Source organism: Burkholderia theae (genome assembly GCF_048565265.1).
Lineage (GTDB): Bacteria > Pseudomonadota > Gammaproteobacteria > Burkholderiales > Burkholderiaceae > Burkholderia > Burkholderia theae.
The window spans coordinates 71,274-90,394 of sequence record NZ_CP183462.1 but is presented as its reverse complement, the minus strand read 5'-3'; the positions used below and the strand labels follow the sequence as shown (position 1 = coordinate 90,394).

The window sequence follows — 19,121 nt, the reverse complement described above, 5'->3', positions numbered from 1 at the left end:
GTTGATCCAATGTAGCTTGTAAGTTTCAATACAATTTCCCCAAGCACCACCTTGACCACAAAATTGGGCGTTGACAGCCTTGTGGCAGCGAACTTCTGCTGAATTAACCGGAAGATCATCGCCTATCGGCAATGCCTTCCTCTGTCTCGCTAAGCAGCCTAATCGACCCGTTTGAGTCATACGAGTCGCTGCGCGGGAAGCGGTCATTTTCGAAATCCACCAGTCATTCGCTCACGCGGGTTCTCCGCCGCTTGTCGTTGCGATCGTCCCTTAGCACCACTCTGAGGGATAACCACCGTGTGAAGCCCTGGACTGGGTCAAGATCAAGGTCACATCTATGCCGATACGGCACTCGTCATTCGCGTTGCTTGTGTGTCAATCTCGATCGCTGAATGGTGTCGTTTTTCACACCTTCAAGGTATGCGATTGAAAAATCTTCGCTCTAGAGCAGTGGCTTGCCGAGAACAACCTACAAGAGAGTAGAATAGCACCATCTCAAACGATGCCATTTTGCCGTATGTATGCAAAAGAATATTCGCAACGAGCTTTGGATGCGTTGATACAGACCGACGAGATATCCGCGTTTCCCGCATTGTCCAAGAGACATAACCGCGACGACTACGTTCGGCGCATTTCAGCAAGCATTGCCAACAGAACATTCCGTTTCGCGCGCTTCGAACGATTACGCGTCGGCAAATTCCACGCATATGAGCCAACAAAACTGGGAGATCGCCTAATACTTCGCCGCCTTAATAATATTTTAAGACGAATATATCGAATTAAACAGTCTGACCGCAGCGATGTCGTTCAGCAATCTGTAAAGCTAATGACCGAACCTGCAGAAAAGTACGTCATCAAGCTCGATATAAAGGGATTCTACGAATCTATCGATCGAACAAAGCTGCTCGCGCAGCTTGATGAAGATCAGTTGCTCTCCGATCGATCACGATGGCTGTTGCGAGAGATTTTCAACAGTCTAGCCTCGGAAGTGCCTACCGGGTTGCCCCGAGGAATAAGTGTTAGTGCTACTCTATCCGAGATATTGATGCGGCGCATCGACCAGAAGGTCCGGCAAATAGATGGGGTTTATTTTGCTGCGAGGTATGTCGATGACTTGCTTCTATTTTGCACAAGCAGCCCTGCCGACATCGCGCAGAAAGTGCAAGCGTTACTGCCAGTTGGTATGACACTCAACGAAGCTAAGACACAAATCATCTTTGTCGGCTGTTGTTGTTCTCACGGATGCGTTCACATTGCTTCTGCCTGCCCATGTGCGTCGAAGTGTACATGCACGCCAGATCCACTTCAGCAGCGGGAGCTTAGTTATCTCGGCTATCGCATCAGCTTCCACAACGTTCCGAGTTCAAGCGAAAAGAAGAAAGGTATGAAAGTGGATGTTGGTCTATCGAAATCGAAGGTCAATCGATACAAGACGAGAATTGTGCTAGCGTTCTTAAGCCATATCAAAAATCCAGACTTTGAACTACTCCGCCAGCGTATTCGCTTTCTATGTGAGAACTCTCGATTCACCGGCCCCGGACTTCGTGGTCGACTCAAGACCGGGATCAGGTTCAACTATCCGCTAATCAATGATTACGTGGATCTGGTTGAACTTGACCGTTTTCTTCGAACACAGATATTCTCTAGCACTGGAGCTTACGGCGCCAAAATGGTGGCGTCGCTTAGCACAAGTCAAAAAGCCATATTAGCCACTTATTCTTTTCGATCAGGTCATCAAAGCCATCGATCCCGGCCGGTCCATTCGACGGCATTCAGCAAAATAAGAGCCTGCTGGAAACATGCGTAAGAAAATCGACGTCGACAAAAGCGACAAGCATCGGATCTTACATACAGAACTTCTTCCCTACGAAGTTCCACTTTTCTTTAACAATGATCGGCTGTACACGTTTGCGAAGTCTGAAGGCAAAATGGTTGTTCCCGAGATCGTGCGTATATTCATGACACAGGAGCGGTACACCGTTCCGTTCGAGTATCACGTTCGTCACGGCGTCGCTAGCAAACGAATGTTGGGAATCATCCATCCGGGTACGCAGCTCCGGTTCGCCAATTTCTATAGCGACTATCACCAGCTGTTGCTCTCGTTGTGTGGTAGAAGTGACTACACTCTTCGAGCTCCATTCCGTGTAGCGACACATTTTATTGAACGAAATTTGGCCACGCATGACAACGCCCTTAATGACGGCGACGTCGACACCGATGCCGGAAACGAGAGTGTTTCACAGTTTGCCTCATCCTATTTTTCCTACGGGAAGTATTCTCAGTTACATCAATTTATAGATTCCACGGAATTTCTTTATTTGGAATCTAAATTCTCAAAACTCATGAAGTTTGATGTAAAAAAATGTTTTGCAAGCATCTACACCCATTCGATTGCCTGGGCAGTCAAGGGAAAGGAACACGCCAAAGCGAATCGCCAGTTCGATTCCTTTGAGCAGGATTTTGATCGCCTTATGCATCAGGCGAATTACGATGAAACCAACGGAATCGTGGTTGGCCCCGAAGTGTCGCGGATATTTGCGGAAATTATCCTACAGCGCATTGACTTGAATATCGCAAGCACGCTAAAAAAACAAGGGCGTTCAAGCGAGTCATTTGCCATAAGACGCTATGTCGACGATTATTTTTTGTTCGCCAACGATGACAAGTCGCTACAAGATATTTTCAACGTCGCACAGCAAGAATTGCAGTTCTACAAGCTCTACGTCAACGAAGTCAAAACAACGAACGTTGACAGACCTTTCTCAACTCCAGAGTCAGCGGCAAAGTCCGCTGTGCAGCACGTGTTAGCCTCCACTCTGCTGGGTTGGTTGAAAGAACTTCGTCAATCCTTGGTGGCAGGCGAAGTTGAAACACTCTTGCCTCGGAGTGTGGAACTGCAACTTAGCGCCCCATTTCGGCTGGCGACGCGTATCGCCCGTGACGTCAAGATTGCAGTGAAACAGGCTAACGTCGATTTTGCGGTCACTACGGGCTATGCGCTTGGCGCGCTCACAAAGGAAATCTGGCGGCTACGGAAACACTTGGATATCAAGCGTCTTGCCCCCCAACAGATAGATCTGGTCACGAATCTGCTACTAGCGACCGTAGAAATATTGGTGTTCTTTTTGTCGATGGACTTTAGGGTTCGTCCAGCAATCCGCGCAACTCAGTGTATGGTCATGCTAAACGCCATGACCAATCGTGAAAACGGACTCAACGCCAACATTACCGAACTATTCGCGCGACGAACCAATGAGCTACTCCTCGCTCGCTCTATTGATGGACCAGGAGGGGTTGAGGCACTTAACCTATTGGCGACAGTTAAGGTTATCCGTGGTGATATTCTACTTTCAAGCAACGATTTACTCAGAGTGATTGGTGGCGCACCCTCGACCGCAATGGACAATCCTTACGCCGGGTTTTCTTATTTTGATTTTGTCTCAATTTTATTTTACATGGAAGACGGCGCTGATTTTACCGACATTAAATTAAAAATAGAAGAAGAAATAATCCGGCGATTCCGTGATGCAACGCAACTTTCCAATCAAACTGATCTGTGCATGTTATTCATGGATATCATCGGATGTCCGTGGGTATCGGACGCATCGAAGCTAGAGATCATCAAATTTGCGTTCCGGAAACTAAAAAATAGAGATCCCCAGATAAACGAAATAGGTCACGTGAAATCGTTCACCTCCAGTAAGCTAGGGTTTGTCGATTGGCACGGAATGTTGCATTTCGAGCGCATTTTGAATCGGAAAGAGTTGAAGGCCGTATACGACATGTAGTAGTCTCTCGGCGTGGGGTGTTGATGAGCTTACGGATTCATATACATTGGCCGTCCGGCCCAGTTTTACAGTGCCATGCAGCATCGACACTGTTGGGACGCCGGCTACTGACAGCCATACAGATGGACTTGTCCAGATGGTGCTTTTGGCCAGAGTGTCGACCAGAAGAGGAGCAAGGCATGTTGCTATGCGCTTGCTCCTGCGCTCACACGCCAGCAAGCGAGGCAGCACTTCACGCCCATCGATAGAAGGCCTCCCAGCGAACTCAATCAGCTGTTTCAATGACCGAATGCCAGCGCGTTAGCGAGCGACCGTTCTTGGCCCTACCATGACGCTCCCGTGTCGACCTGAACAGACCAGCCCGCCCGCTTTTTAGCAGGTAATCTCTCTCAATCGCTGCACGCAATTGCACGATTTTCCCCACCCTGCCCTGAAACAACGCCCCCTCACCTCGGCGAAACCACAATCGCCGCCCGCCGATTCTGCGCCCTCCCCACCGGCGTCTTGTTATCCCCCACCGGATCGCTCTTCCCCTTCCCGACAATCACGATCCGCTTCGCATCCAACCCCACATCAACGAGCTCAATCTCCACAACCTCAGCCCGTCTCCTGGACAACTCGAAGTCATAGTCATCCGCCCCTTCTTGATCCGAGTACCCATAAACCCGCACCCCATTAATCCCCACCGACTTGAGCGTCCGCCCGATCCTTTCGACAATCCGCCGCACATCCGGCTTGAGGTTGTACCGATCGAAGTCGAACAAAATCGGCCCGGTCGACCCGAATTCGAACCCCTCTCCGGTCTCCTGGAAACCGGCCGACTTGAGCGCCGTGACCTGCGTCTGCGTCAGCCCACGGTGAAGCGGCGGCGTCTTGCAGCCGCCCAGCAGCATGCACAGCAGCAGCGCGCCGCCGATGCACATCCGCCCAATGAACACTGGATACGAGTTTTTCATCTTCGACCCCTTCGAATGCGCCCGCATCGCGCGCGCATTTATTCATTAAACCTCTACTGCGGCCTCGTCCGCAGGGAAAAACGCTCAACCTCAAGCTGACCCGACAACGCCTTCAGCCAACTGCCACGACCCCGGCCGCGCACGCTTGGCGCGGTACATCGCGGCATCCGCCGCGCGCAGCAAGCCGCTCGCGTCCGACGCGTGATCGGGATACAGCGCAATACCGGCACTCATCATGGTGGCCACCATGCGGCCGTCGGACAGCTCGATCGACGGCACCATGCCTGACAAAATCTCGTCGGCGACACGGCAGACGCTGCCCGCTTCGCGCACCGCCGCCAACATCACCGCGAATTCGTCGCCGCCCAGGCGGGCGACGAGATCGGCCTCGCGCACCTGCGTGCGCAGCCGCGCCGCGATGCCGATCAGCACCGCGTCACCGGCGTCGTGGCCGAGACAATCGTTGATCTCCTTGAAGCGGTCGCAATCCAGATACAGAATGCCGACCCGCTGCCCCGTCACCCCGGCGTCGCGAAGAGCAAGCGCGAGGCGCGACTCGAACTGCACGCGGTTGGGCAGGCCCGTGAGCGCATCGTGCGTCGCCTTGTGTTCGAGCGACGCGTTTTCGTCGCGCAGCGTGTTCTGCCATTCTTCGAATTCGTCGAGCAACGCATTGAAGTCGTCACCGAGCTCGTTCAGTTCGGCAATCGTGGCAGGCTCGACGCGTTGCGCAAATGCACGCTCGCGTCGCACGGCGTGAGCAACGCCGGCCAGCGCGCGCAGCGGCGAAACGATGTTGCGCAGCAGACGCTTCGAGCTGACATACGCCCCGAGCACGCTGACGGCCAGGCAGCCGAGAATGCCGCTGACGCCGCCGAGCAGGAAGCCGAAGAACTGATGTCCGCGGCCGCGCACGACAACCTGGCCGACGATGATGCCGTCGTGCATCACCGGGACGGCCACGGGCCCGGGCAGCGCAAGGTCGGCAACGCCTCGCTCGAGCCGCGCGAGCTCGCCGCTGGCAGGCAACTGCCACGTTGCGAACGGCTGGCCCTTGCTGTCCGTGACCTCCACCTGCGCCACGTCCTCATCGCTGGCGATCAAGCCGATCGCCTCGTTCGCCGCGACGCGGTCGCCGAACACGAGTGCCGCCTCGACCGTATAACCGAGCGAGCGGGCCAACAGGTTCAGGTTGTTGCCGGCATACGCACGCAATGCGATCACGGCGACCACGATCAACGACACGGCGGCCATCGCGACGGCGACGAACGCGAGGCGCAGGTGCGCACGGCGCAACACGCTTTGCAGCGTCGGACGCGGCACGCGAGAAAGGGAAACGGGAGGCGCGTGCCGTGTCATGGTGCCCCCGGCCGTCGCGCGAGATTGAGCACGTTCGGGTGCACGCGCACGCCGCTGCGCGCGACGGCATCGAGATTGATGTCGAACGACACGCGTTCGCCGTCGACGTTGAGACAGAACATGCTGCCGGTGGTGCAGGACGGATCGTGTTCCGAGATCGTCAGGACCGGATGGCCGGCCACCGCGGTTCTCACCCGCGCTCTCTCGTCGTCGCCCAGGGTGCCGAGATAGACGACGTCGCAGGCCATGCCGAGCGACGGATCGTCGAAGCGGACGCGCTGCACGTCGAGCAGCGTCGAGCCGGCCTGCAGCGTGTCGGTCAGGCCGCGCGCGTAGTCGGGTCGGCCGGTTACGCACAGATGCAGGCGGACGGGTGTCGTTGGCCAGCGCGTGAAACTGATGATGCCCAGCACGACCTGACGCACGGCGGAGTCGTGTGACGAAACGGCGGGATCGGCTGGGTTTGCGGGGTTCGCGGCGGCGACGATGCGCACGGTGTCAGGCGAGTCGTTCACATCGGCAGGCGTCCCGGCGAGCACGCCGGGTGCCGCACCCAGCGCGCAAACGATTGCGATCAGTGCGTGGCGCAGCGAAGTAGCCCGGCCGGGTCGGCCGGACGTCGTCCGCGCGGCGATTGCCGCCGCGTCCGTTGGCGTCGTTGCAGTCGCAAGACTGGCAGCCGCCGCGCACACTCTCGCATCCATGATGGAAACATCCGCTGGCGTTGCCCCCCGGCGTTACCCTCTCCCTTCAACCATGCGCGCGCAGGCACCGTATCACGCACATGATTGCTTCATCTTAGGTAGAAAATCGCATCATCAACCAGTGGGATACACCCGCGAGAAAGGGTGGAAAGTATGGGGAATTGGTGCGGTGGGAGGCGATGCTTGCAAACGCAGAGCGGACGTCGATCCGGTGTCGGCGCGGGTGGATTGATCAGTGGATTGGATGAACGGCTGTGCCAACCTTCGTATGTTCTTTGGGGGAGCCGAGCCGCTTAGCAGTGCATGGGGGCAGCTATCCGAAACCACCCAGTTCGCGTTGACGGTATACGACGAGCCGAAGCTCGGGTTTCACCGTCGCATCGTTCCGCCGTCTGCGATCCGTCCTTGCTCCCAAACCTGAACGAATCGATGCAGTACTGATCCTTCTGGAACAATCCGCGCACCTTCCAACTAACGTAGGCCATCGCCATCGCATCGCCGCCCTGCCCCTTGCTCGCCGCAGCGGCCATCAACCGATAGCCTCGACATCGCCCTCGTTCGAAGCAGGCGTGAACACCGAGCCCGGCATCCGCCGGGCTCGGTGTTCAGCTCTTGCGGTCAGACTTGAACCATGGACCGAATTTCTCGGGATCGTCGCTCAGCATCCCGGCATTGCGTAGTGGCTTCGGTAAGTGCTTCACAAATACGATGAATTGAACAATAAACGCGGGCAGCCCAACTCCAAAGACCGAAACCCCATCGCTCCAGCCAAGTAGCAGTCTGCATACCCCGATCACCACAACTGTATTGCAGCCAGCCCCAGACGCCAAACAAACTACGAACCATATTTGGAGCGTCGCGTACAACCTGCACCAGTTCATTTTTGATCCCCCACTGCCTGCCGCACGTCATTGACGACCGCGGCCCCTTTCGACTCGACACCAAGAAGGAGTGCCCCTGCTTCGCGCCGTAGGGCCACGGCTGCTTAAGGAAAGGCAGCCAGTTCACGTTATCAATACGCGGGACCGTCACACCAAACATCGAAACAGGTCGATTGAGACCATCAGCAACACCAACCGGGTCGTTCTCCAACGAATCGCCGACCGTCTGCAACGGCTTGTACTCGAACAAACCTACTTCCTTCTGCCGGTTCACTCAATCCAACTGCGGCTTCAACTGCGCAGCCTCGACCTCGCTAATGAAGCTCCCGTTCCGCTCATCGCTTCCCGCTGGATACTCCGCCCAGCACTTCACCGCATAGCACACCGCGCGCGTCAGCGTCTCCTGCTCCACCTTGCCCTTACCTGCTTTCTCCGCGATCACCTGCCTCTCGTTGTCATGCAACCTCTGATTAAACCGATCAATCCCGCACGATTGGCATAACGTAATTCTTGTTTATACATGATGGAAACACAGATGAAACCCCACCAGAACCCATCACCTCAGCAAGTTTTGGCAATACCTTGGCATTCCACCCATTGAGAATTAACCACACATCCTTATCCGTTCTCCCCAAGAAATGAAGAAGCTCGCCGACAGAATAATCTTTATCGGCATAGAATTCCCATGCTCCATTCAACTTTTGAGCTATTTCATCGAGCGGTCCATCACATTCGATCAGGCGATGATGGTAAAATAGCGCAGTTTCCCACCGAAGTTGATAATCCAAATCCAATGGAAGATCTTCTTTGAAAATGATCCCCATATGTTGATTCGCCAGTCGCTCTGACAGATACCAAATATAACTATCTTCATACACAATACTACGACTACCCCCTGCAAAAACCGGGGATCCACACCCCATCAAAACAACAAAAAACATTACAAAATATCGAACAAAAGCACCACTCGCCACCTGCAAACTCTTCATACATCAGACCCCTCTCATATTAAAAAACGCACCGACCACCCGCTCCTTTCACACCCTGCATGTTTCACATGCGCTTTCGCATTGCCTTTAACACTGACCGAAAATGAAATTCAACTTCAGGCTCATCAGGCTCTCGAGCACTTTGAATATCGATCGATGCCAACGTCCCGGTTGTCAGCAGGCCCTTGTTCTGCGTCGCGGAACTCGCAATATAGGCACTCTATCGACCCGATCTCTTCTTCTCAGCGAACCATGTCACCGTGCCCGCGAACAAACCGAACAGAACTACAAACACCGCCATTCGACCTGCTCTATTCCATGTCGGCAACTGATATGGAATATCGTTAAACAACCACTGCAATGCCGGACCGGCAGCCAATTCCGAGATAGCAGTGCCAATTCCCATAACAAGAAACCAAAGCAGCACGTTGTATATCCAGCGAAACCATTCAAAGCCGGCCTTCGGTTTCATTTCTTCCCGGCTCCGTCAAGCCCGTTCTGTACAGTGGCGCCCGCTTTCTCTTGCACCACTCCGCCAACTGCACCACTTGCCCATGATGGAATTGGACTCAGAGGAACATACTTCGAGATACCCATTCCGATATCCTGCCACTCCTGCCGATTTCAGCTCGTCCGGTCAGACTTGAACCATGGACCGAATTTCTCAGGATCGTCACTTAACATTCCAGCTTTTCGCAACGGCTTCGGCAAAAATCGAATGTGAAAAATCAGAAGAACAATAAAGAATGGAAGGCCTATAGCAAATACAGAGATTCCATCACTCAGCCCCATCAGTTTCCGGCAAACTCCAATTACAACGACCGTATAGCAACCCGTACTAAAAACTGATACCAGGCAAACCATGAACCATATTTGAGCCGTCGCATAGAGTCGTCTCCAATTCATTTCTGCTCTCCTGCATGACGCATATCATTGATAACCGTTGATCCCTTCGAACCAATACCAAACAGCAGAATGCCCTGAGTCGTCCCATATGGTGCCGCTTGGTTGACGAATGGAATCAAGGTGTTGTTGTTGATACGCGGCACGGTTACACCAAACATCGAACCTGGACGATTCATACCATCAGCATTACCCATCTTGAGCGAGACTGGTGCTTTCAACGCCGCAATAGCAGCTAGCAGATTCAACCCATCATATGCGACATTCCCCCAACCGGCAGGCAATACTTCGTTAAATCCATACCGCAAAGGATTCACACCAGGAGAACTGATGCCACTGTAACGATTGTAAAGACCATCCGCACCTTCAGCGATATCACCCAATCCAAAAACGATCATTCCTCCACCGCCGAGAGCACAACCCAGACCGCTTGTACAAAGTCCCGCTCCCGTCTTTACTGTCACCCCCCCGACCACCACCTTGGCCGCATCCTTCGCCACTCCAACCGGATCGTTCTTCACCGCATCGCCAACCTTCTGCAACGGCGCGTATTCAAACAAACCCGATTCCTTCTGCCGATTCACCCATTCCAGTTGCGGCTGCAACTGCGCTGCCTCGACCTCGCTCACAAAGTTCTTAGTCCGGGCCTCGCTTTCCGCCGGATACTCCGCCCAGCACTTCACCGCATAGCACGCCGCGCGCGTCAACTTCTCCTCTTCTGCCTTATCCTTGCCCGCTTTCTCCGCGATCGCCTTCTTCTCCTCGGCATGCAACTGCCGATTAAACCGATCCACCCCCGCCCCGGCCATCGCCCCCGTCCCACCACCCACCAACGCACCCGCCCCACCCGCCAACACATTCGACGCAAGGTTCCCCAGCATTTCATCGACATTCGCGTTACCCGTCGGCCCCGCGTCCTTGATCGACTTGGCGATTTCATTCAATTCCGGCGCGAGCTTCGCCGACACCCCCGCACCCGCCGCCCCGCCAACCGCCCCCAGCCCACCACCAGTCAAGCCCCCTGTCAACGCACCACCAGCAACATGTAGCGCAGCCCGACTATCACCACCTTCGGCCCAATCCTTCGCGTCCTGCTGATACTGAGCCTTAAGCACTGGATCGCTCGTGCCGTCCGCATTCCTCAGCGCTTCATCGCGCTTCTTGTCCGCATACGATCCGACCTGCTTCGCAATCGTCTCCGCCGCCGCCTGCGCCGCATTGATCAGATCCGACTGATTGCCCAGCACCTGTTGCAAATCCGGCGTCTTGCCGACCGTGCCATTCAGGTTCGACGTATCACGCTCCAGCATCGCCACATCCTGCTTCTGATTCGCCTGATCCGTAATCGTGATGCTGCCGGCACTGACCGCGCTCTTCGTCGTTGCGCTACTGCTGTCGCTCTCGCTCACATACAGCGGCAACGCACCACCCGTGTTCTTCCCGCTCGTCGGCCCGTGCGTCGCGTAGTTGTTGCCGCCATTACCGACACCACCGCCCGCACTAACCCCAACGCTGCTCGCGTCGTATGCCGAGTGATTCTGGATATCCGAGAACGTCAGCGTTCCGGTCGTCAGCTGGTTCTTGTCCTGCGTCGCGGTACTCGCGATATACGCGCCCTTCAGGTCCGTATTGCCCTTGACCGTGATGTCGAAGCCGCCGTCTCCCGCCTGAATGCCTGTCTGCTCGTGCACGCCCGCATAGTTACCGCTCGCGCGACCGTTCTGCATGCTGACGCTGGCGCTCGCGCCGCCCATGCTCGCGTTGAACCCACCGCCCGAACTGCTCTGATGCGCGGCGCTCTGGCTCGTATCCTGCACCGACGCAAGATTCAGGTTCCCGCCGACATCCGCGATGACCTTGTGCGCATTGACGTTCGCTCCGACGATATTGGTATCGCCGCCGCTGACGATCGTCACGGTATTGGCCGCATTGATATGCGTGTTGTTCTGCGTCGCGGCATCCGAGTTCGCATCGCCATGCGCACGCGACATCGACGCCGACACCCCGAACCCACCCGTTCCATACGAAACACCCACGCCCGCACTCTTCGACTCGTTCGTGCTGCGCGTGCTGTCCTTGTCCGTGCTGTTGATCAGGTTGACCTTGTTGGTCGCTTCCAGCAGCACGTTCTTCGCCGTGACGTCCGAACCCTGGATCGTCACGTTGCCCTGCCCCGCGTTCTTGTCACCGGTCGCCACGAACGCGGCCGTCCCGCCCGCCTTCACGGTGCTGCCGTTGCTCCGCGTACTGTCCGCGGTGAACGTCGACTTGCTATGTGACGAACCGAAGCTCAGTTCCATCTTCGCATCGAGCTTGCCCTTCGGATCGTTCAGCGCGTTCGTCAGGTTGCCGGTCGCGCCGACCAGATCGGCCATGCCGCCCGCCGCCGCAATCGCGTGAAGCGCTGCCGCCCGTCCGTCCTGGCTGCCGCCCGCGCCCTGCGCCTGCTGGTTCACGTTCTGGACCGCATCGATCACCGGCGACTTCACCGCCAACGTGAAACCCGAGGTCTTCACTTCGTGGGTTTCTTCGTGATGACGATCCGTCCGCGACGCATCGATCACCACCTCCTTCGCGATGCCGATCACGTCGTTGCGCGCGACGATATCCGAGCCCGTGACATGCAGCTTGTTGCCGGCCTGCATGAAGACACTGCCATCGGTGCTGCCGATCAGGCTGCCCTGCGAACCCTTCACCGTATCGCGGCTGCTATCGATCGTCTGGTTCGTGCCATACGAGATCCCCGCGCCCGCACTACCGAGACCGGACTTCTTCACGTCCTTGTAGTGATATTCGCTCGAGGCCGTGTCCGCGGTCGTGACGGTAAGGTCGTGTCCTGCGACGAGGTTCACGTCGTGGGTGGCAGCAATCGTCGCGGCCTGCGCCGTGAGGTCGTTTCCGGCCTGCACGACGACGGCATTGCCCGACAAGGTCGTGCCGACCGCTTGGGTATAACTGCTCGAATCGATCGTGTGCGTCGACTTCGACGACAGGAAGCCGTGTTCCTTGCGATAGTGCTCGTCGTTCGCGCTCGCGCTCCGTTCACCGGCGTTCAGGTTGACGTCGTGCCCGGCGCTGATGCCGATCGCACCCCGCGCGTTCGCATACGCAGCCGTCGTGTTCACGTCATGGCCGGCGACGATCGCCAGGTTGCCGCCCGTCGCGATCTGCGTACCCGTGTCGCTCGACGCCGAATGTTCCGCGTGATTGCGGGCGTCCCACTTCACCGCGTCCTGGCTGCTCTGGCGAACCGCATTCAGATTGACGTCGTTTTCTGCTGCCAGCACCGCATCGCCGGTCGTCGCAATGACAGCCGCATTGGCGTTCAGGTTCCGACCGGCGACGGCCTGCAACGTGCCCGCATTGACCGTCGATACGCGATCGATACCGGTCGCGCTGCCATTCGCCGCCTTCGCCGAACTGGTCGTGCTCGTCAGGTTGAGGTCGCGTCCGGCCGACAGCGCCACGGTGTTGCCTTGAATCAACCCGCCAAGATTGTTGAGATCCTGGTTCGCACTCGCGAGCACCGTTCCGCCCGACACCGTACCGCCGTTGTCGATCGAATCGGCGTGAATGATCGTGACGTTGCGGCTGGCGACCGTGCCGGTGTTCCTGTACGCGCCATCCGATTCAATGGTGACGTTCTTGCCGGCGACGATCGCGCCTTCGCCGGTCACGTCGGCCGCGTTCGCGCGCAGATAGACCTGCGGCACCAGCACCGTCTGCTGGCTGCCGTCCGCCATGGTCACCGTCTGATTCACGAGCCAGACGATGTCGCTCGTCAGCGCGGCCATTTGCGCATCGGTCAGTGCCGTGCCGACGTTCAGCCCGAACTGCTGCGACACCTTCACGCCATTCGCCATCAGCGCTTCGTATTCGCGCTGGTTGTCCGTGTAGTCGCCGATGAAACGCTGACCCGTCGCATGGATGATCTGTTGCTGAATCAGTTGCTGCTCGTAGAAACCATCCCCGATGCGCTTGAGCACCGCGTTCGGATCGACCTTGAGCGCAGCCAGCATCGTGTCGCTCGACAACCACTTCCGGTAATCGGTAAAGCGCGGGTCCGACTCGATCAGGAAGCGGCTGCCCGGATCGCTCGTCACCCGATACAGTGCATTGTTCGGCAAGCGCGTGTTCGGCGTCACCGTGCGCACGACCACGTCGCCGACGTGGGCCTTCACGGCCGATACGGCGCCGACATCCACGCCCGACACGTCCGTATCGACCCGTACCTGGCCGCCCACGTCCTTGCCCGCTACTGGCGTCACGCCAGCCCCGCTCGCGCCCTGCGCGGCGGACGTCGCCACCGCCACGCTCTTGACCGGCGTGGACGGCTTGCCCGGATCGGTCAGCACCACCGGCAGATCGATCGTTTGCGACGGGATGGCCGGCGAGTATTGGGTCGGCGAGGTCGCGCGTTCGTCACCACGGAACGCGCCGGCCGACTGAACCCATGTGTAAATCGCCTTGCCCGAGCCCGTGAATGTCTCGGTACCCGTCGCACCGATGTTCTGCACGTTCTTCGGATCGTTGCCGTCGCCGGCCACGATCCGGCTCTTGTCGTTGACACCGGACGCGGTATTGATCGTGATGTGCCGGCCGGACGTGATCGTGCCGGGTTGTGACGCCGTGACGACGTCCTTGGTCGATTTCACGTCGACCGTATAGACGGTATAGGTCTGCACGAGGCGGCCCGCCACGTCCGCGTTGTATCCGGCAAGCGCCTGGTTCAGGTTCCGGTACGCGGCGACGGTGGCGTTGTACCACTGCTGGAACGGCGCGCAGGCAGTATGTGTCGAGGTCAGGCACGACGGGCTCGGTTGACCGAACGGAGGCGGTTTCGCACCCGTCACATCGGCTTCCGTCGGCGGCTTGACGGTGAACCAGTCGTTGCCGACGCCGCGCCTGCCGGACAATATTCCGCCGATCATCGACATGAGGAACGGCCCCTGCGTGGTCCACGCCGGATTCTCGTCCGGCGGCGGTGCGACACCAAACTGCGCCCAGATGTCAGCCGGCACCGTCCGATACGCGCCGGTCTGAGCCGCCTTGTCGCCATTGACGAAGTTCGCCGCGGGATACGCCGTGTCGTCGATCCTGCCCGCGACACCGTTCATTGTGTACTTCGCATACTCGGCGAACGGATACTGGGTCGACGGCAGCAGAATGAACTTCTGGTCGTCGTCCAGTGCCCATCGGTAGTCGATGCCCGGACGAATTTCCTGGCTGTTCTTCTGGTACAGGTAAACCGTCGAAGAATCGATCCTTTCCGTCGAACCCGGCACCTGGTACCACAACACGTTGCCGCTGTCGGTCGTGACCGTCGAGGTCCGGAAGTTCGAATTCAGGTTCTCGAACCGGTTTGCGCCGATCGTGATGTCTCGACCGGCATCGATCTGCGCGCCGTCGTTCGTCACGGTTTGCGCGCTGCCGGTTGCCTGATGGTTCGCATCCAGCGTACCGCCGACGCGAATGTCGTTGCTCGCGTAAATCAGTGCGTCGTTCTGGTTCTTGAGCGTCTGCGCACCGATGTCGATGTCGCCGCGCGATGCGATCACACCACCCACGCCGTGGTCATTCCGGTCGTTGACGACCGTGTTCGCACGCACCGCGACCGTATCGCCGTAGATTCGACCGCCCGCGTTCGTCACGGTGTCGCCCGCGGTCACTGTCGTTGCACCACCATCGATCAGGCCTTCGTTCGTGATCGACTGGTTCGCGTGAACGTTGGTAGCGTTGCCACCGATGATCTCGCCGGTCGCACGATTCCGAATGGAATGGGCGGCCACGTTGGCGGCATTGCCCGCCGACAGTACGCCGCTGTTGTCGAGCGTGCCGCCGGCCGTGGTCGTCAGATCGTGACCCGCTACGATCTGGCCGGTGTTGGCCAGATCGCCTTGCGTCGTCACGGTGACGTCGCCCATCGACTGGAGCTTGCCGTCGTTGTCGAGCGCGCCTGTCGAGATCGTCAGCCGCTGACTGCCATTGATGTCGCCCTGCCTGTTGATCAGCGCATTCGCTGCCGCCAGCGTTGCGGTGCCTTTCGCCTGGATGCTGCCCGACGTATTGTCGATGGTGGGTGCGGTCAGCTGCGTATCCTTGTCGGCACGAATCGCACCGGCCGTATTGTCGATCGCGTGGTTCGCGCTGAGAGCAACGCTGGCGCCTTCCATCCCTGCGGCCAAACCCGGCACGCCTGCCGTAGTCGGAAGCGTCGAATTGGCAGTCTGCGCGTTGCGAATCGTATCGCCTGTCACCGATAACGTGCTGCTGGCGTGCATCGCGCCGCGCGTGTTGTCGACTGTCGTACCGGACACCGTCACATCGCTGTTGCCGCCGATCTGGCCCGCCACGTTCGACACCGTGCCGGCGCTCCGTACGGTCAATGCGCCATCCGCGACAAGCGAACCCGCATCATTGGTCACGGATGCCGCGTTGACGGTCGCCGCACCGCTCGACGAGATTGCACCACCCGCGTTGCTCAGCGCTCCCGTTGTCAGCGTTACGCCATTGCCGAGAACCTGACCACCCGTGGATTGTCCTGCGAGTACGCCGTTGTCGAACGTCCGGCCGCGCGTATCGACATCGAGCGCTCCCGTCGCCTGCACCAGCCCGGACCGGTTGTCGAACGCACTCGAACGGCTCGTCAGCGACTGGCTTGCCGCCACGTTGCCGAGTGTGTTGTCGATGGCATGTTGCCCCGACGCGAGCGTGACGTTCGTGCCCGTGATCGTGCCGCCCGCGTTCAGCAACCCCGCGTTGGTCAGGCTCGTATCGCCCGACGCCAGCAGCTTGCCGCCTGCGTTATCCGTCGTGCCCGACGTCGTCACCGACAATGCACCGGAGACAGAGCCGATGGTGCCGCGGTGGTTCGTAACGGTCTGTGCGGCCACGGTCGTTTCATTTGTCGCCGCGATTGTGCCGTCGGTATTCGTCAACGCGCTTGTTACGTCGAGCTTCGCCGCATCCGCCGAAACCGCACCTTGCGAATTGTCGAACGTACCGGCATGCGTATTCAGCACGCCAGCAGCGGCAATCTTGCCCTGGGTATTGTCGAGTGCCTGTGAGACGGTCAGCGTCATGTCGCCGGTGGTCGTGCCGATCTGGCCTGCATGGTTGCCTAGCGCGGCGGCCGTTGCCGATAGCCCGGTTGCCCCTATCAATTTGCCGCTGTCGTTCGACACCGTACGCGTGGCGTTCAGCGACAACGCATCCGACGAGGACCCGATCTGGCCGCCCGCATTGACGAGATCCCCCGTCCGGATTTGCGCACCGCGCTCAGCGGCCATACTCCCGTTCGAGTTGTCGATCGTGTCGCTTGCAACGACGAGCGCACCGGCCGAACTCACCGTGCCGCCGGTGTTCGTCAGGGACTGCGTCGCGCGCAACGTCGTATCGCCGGCGGCCGATCCGATCGTGCCCGACGCATTGCCAATGCTGCTTGCCGTCACCGACAGACCATTGCCGCCGACCATCGCACCAGACCGATTCGAGATGGTGTTGGTCGCCGTCACGGCCAACGCGCCCGTGGTGCCGATCCGGCCGCCCGTGTTCACGACATCGTTCGCGGTGATCCGTGCAGCATCTGCGGCGATCGAGCCGGCCGCGTTGTCGAGATGGGCTGTGTGAATCGACAGGTCGTTACCGGACGCAATCTTGCCGCTCGCGTTGTTCAGCGACAACGTGACGTCGAGCGAGGTATCACCCGCCACGGAGCCGATCTGGCCTTGTGCGTTGGAAACCGTATTCGCCGTCAGCGCGAGACCATTGCCGCCGGCGATCTTCCCGTCGTCATTCGATACGCTCCCGGTCGCCGTCAGTGCCAACGCACCCGTCGACGTGCCGATCTCGCCTGCGGCATTCGTGAAGTCGGTGGCAGCGACCTGCGCCGTGCGCGCAATCAATTTCCCCCGGGTATTGTCAATCACGCCGGCCGATTTCAGCGACAGCGCATCCGCCACCAACGTACCGGCCCGATTCGAAACCGCTTGCGCCGTCACGTTCGCAAGGTGCTGCGAACTGATGGCGCCCGAGTCGTTGACCAATTGCCCCGCATCGAGCGTCAGATTCTGGCCGGTCATTGTTCCGCCAACGTTCGACAGCGTGCCGTTCGTGGTCACGTTGATCGCACTGGCCGCGTTGACGGTTCCATGGTCGAGCGTCACATCGTTCGCGAACAGATTGACGTTGTCGCCCGCGGCCAGCGTGCCGCTGCTCGCCACATTCGCCGCGCGCGCCGTGATCGAGCCGCCGCCGACGAGATCGCCGGCGGAATCCGCACCCGCGTACGCCTGCCCGCTATTAGTGAACGAGGTTGCCGCCATCAGGTTCGTATTGCCGCCCGACGCAATCGTTCCGGCGTTCGACAGCGCCTGGGACGCGTTCAGATCCGTCGCCTGCGCGCTGACGATCGAGCCTTGCTGCGCGACGTTCGCGCCCTCGATCCGGGTGTTCGCGGCCGACTGAAGACGCGCGGTCGGCGCAATCGTCACATCGCCGTTGTTCGAGACGTGGATATCGCCGGTCAGCGACGTGACGGAACCGGCATCTCGCACGCCCACGCCGGCCTCGGTTCCGATCATCCGGACGCTGTTGGCAAACATGCTGCCCAGCGCCTGCACATCGATCGCGACGCCCGGCGTCGCACCTGTACCGGACTGTGCGTGCGCGGTGTTGCTCGCATAATCGACGCGGTTCGCGCCTGCGACCGCGTTGATCGAATCCGCCCAGACCTGACCGTTGATCGTCATCGCGCGTGCGATCAGGTCGATCGCACTACCGTGGGCGTCGAGCCCTGCACCGTCGACGCCGATGTGCCCCTGCTTGACGTTGAACCCGGCCAATGTGCCATCGGGATTGAAGGTCGACATGCCGGTCGTCAGCGTCACGCGCGGGACATTCAGAAAGCCGCACCCCGCGCAGGTGATGCCGGCCGGATTCGCGATCACGAGATTCGCGCGATTGCCGGCGATCTCGGTCGGGCCGAGCAATCGACTGGGATTGCCCGACGTGACCTGATTGACGATCACGCGCGCCGTGTTGTTGCCGAGAAACGGATTCCCCTGAACCCAGCCCGCGAGCTGCGTCTGTGAATTCCGACTGCTGTTGACCAGCACCGCGCCCTTCGTCCCGACGTTGTACTGCGTAAAGCTGTTCAGCGACACGCCGTTCTTCGGTGCGGTAATGTTGACGAGCGGCACGCCCGATGCCGACACGCCGACGACCGGATGCGTCGGCCCGCTGCGATCCGGTGTGATCGGCAGCGTTGCCTGCGCTTCGGCGACCAGCGGTTGCATGCCGAACGTGCACAGCGACGCAAACGCGATCGCACGCGCGGCAAACCAGATCGAGATTCCGGATTCCACAGATTCAGCGCGTACCGGTCGGCGCACACGACCGCGCTCGCCGCCCCCGCGCGCTGACGCATGTTCGTCGACGGCCACCCGCATGCCGCGCACGGCATTGAACACCAGGCGAAAGATTCCGGAATTCATGATCGATTTCTTCCTGAAAATACGTCGGGCCAGCGACATCGCTCATG

9 protein-coding genes are annotated in these 19,121 nt (G+C 58.8%); 2 read left to right on the top strand and 7 right to left on the bottom strand.

Translation table 11 applies throughout. The features are described from left to right. Positions 1-517: 517 nt before the first annotated feature. Together drt3a and drt3b are read left to right on the top strand one after the other, a co-directional pair. A complete protein-coding gene (gene drt3a / locus ACN22W_RS17915) occupies positions 518-1,807 on the top strand; it encodes an antiviral reverse transcriptase Drt3a (protein WP_419688792.1) in 1,290 nt (429 codons plus the stop codon). Beyond that, positions 1,800-3,788, top strand: a complete 1,989-nt coding sequence (gene drt3b / locus ACN22W_RS17910; RefSeq protein ID WP_419688790.1) for an antiviral reverse transcriptase Drt3b — start codon at positions 1,800-1,802, stop codon at positions 3,786-3,788. Before drt3a ends, drt3b begins: the two co-directional genes overlap by 8 nt. A 446-nt stretch (positions 3,789-4,234) precedes the next feature. Here drt3b and ACN22W_RS17905 read toward each other — a convergent pair whose 3' ends face one another. The 7 genes from ACN22W_RS17905 to ACN22W_RS17875 form a co-directional block, all read right to left on the bottom strand. Beyond that, complete coding sequence (locus ACN22W_RS17905) at positions 4,235-4,744, bottom strand: OmpA family protein (protein WP_412023910.1); 510 nt, start codon at positions 4,742-4,744, stop codon at positions 4,235-4,237. 90 nt (positions 4,745-4,834) lie between these two features. Beyond that, the gene (locus ACN22W_RS17900; protein ID WP_412023909.1) at positions 4,835-6,103 is read right to left on the bottom strand and encodes a diguanylate cyclase domain-containing protein; all 1,269 of its coding nucleotides are present in this window, start codon (positions 6,101-6,103) and stop codon (positions 4,835-4,837) included. Continuing rightward, complete coding sequence (locus ACN22W_RS17895) at positions 6,100-6,807, bottom strand: YfiR family protein (RefSeq protein WP_419688789.1); 708 nt, start codon at positions 6,805-6,807, stop codon at positions 6,100-6,102. The genes ACN22W_RS17900 and ACN22W_RS17895 overlap by 4 nt, the downstream gene beginning before the upstream one ends. 1,155 nt (positions 6,808-7,962) lie before the next feature. After that, positions 7,963-8,130: a hypothetical protein gene (locus ACN22W_RS17890; RefSeq protein WP_343493453.1), complete on the bottom strand. Its 168-nt coding sequence runs from the start codon at positions 8,128-8,130 to the stop codon at positions 7,963-7,965. A gap of 37 nt (positions 8,131-8,167) precedes the next feature. Beyond that, complete coding sequence (locus ACN22W_RS17885; RefSeq protein ID WP_419688787.1) at positions 8,168-8,677, bottom strand: hypothetical protein; 510 nt, start codon at positions 8,675-8,677, stop codon at positions 8,168-8,170. Positions 8,678-8,897: 220 nt separating this feature from the next. Further along, positions 8,898-9,149 carry a hypothetical protein gene (locus ACN22W_RS17880; protein ID WP_419688785.1) on the bottom strand — a complete coding sequence of 84 codons (252 nt, stop codon included), beginning with the start codon at positions 9,147-9,149 and terminating at the stop codon, positions 8,898-8,900. A gap of 430 nt (positions 9,150-9,579) precedes the next feature. Then, a complete protein-coding gene (locus ACN22W_RS17875; RefSeq protein ID WP_419688783.1) occupies positions 9,580-19,113 on the bottom strand; it encodes a hemagglutinin repeat-containing protein in 9,534 nt (3,177 codons plus the stop codon). Between the last annotated feature and the right edge of the window lie 8 nt (positions 19,114-19,121).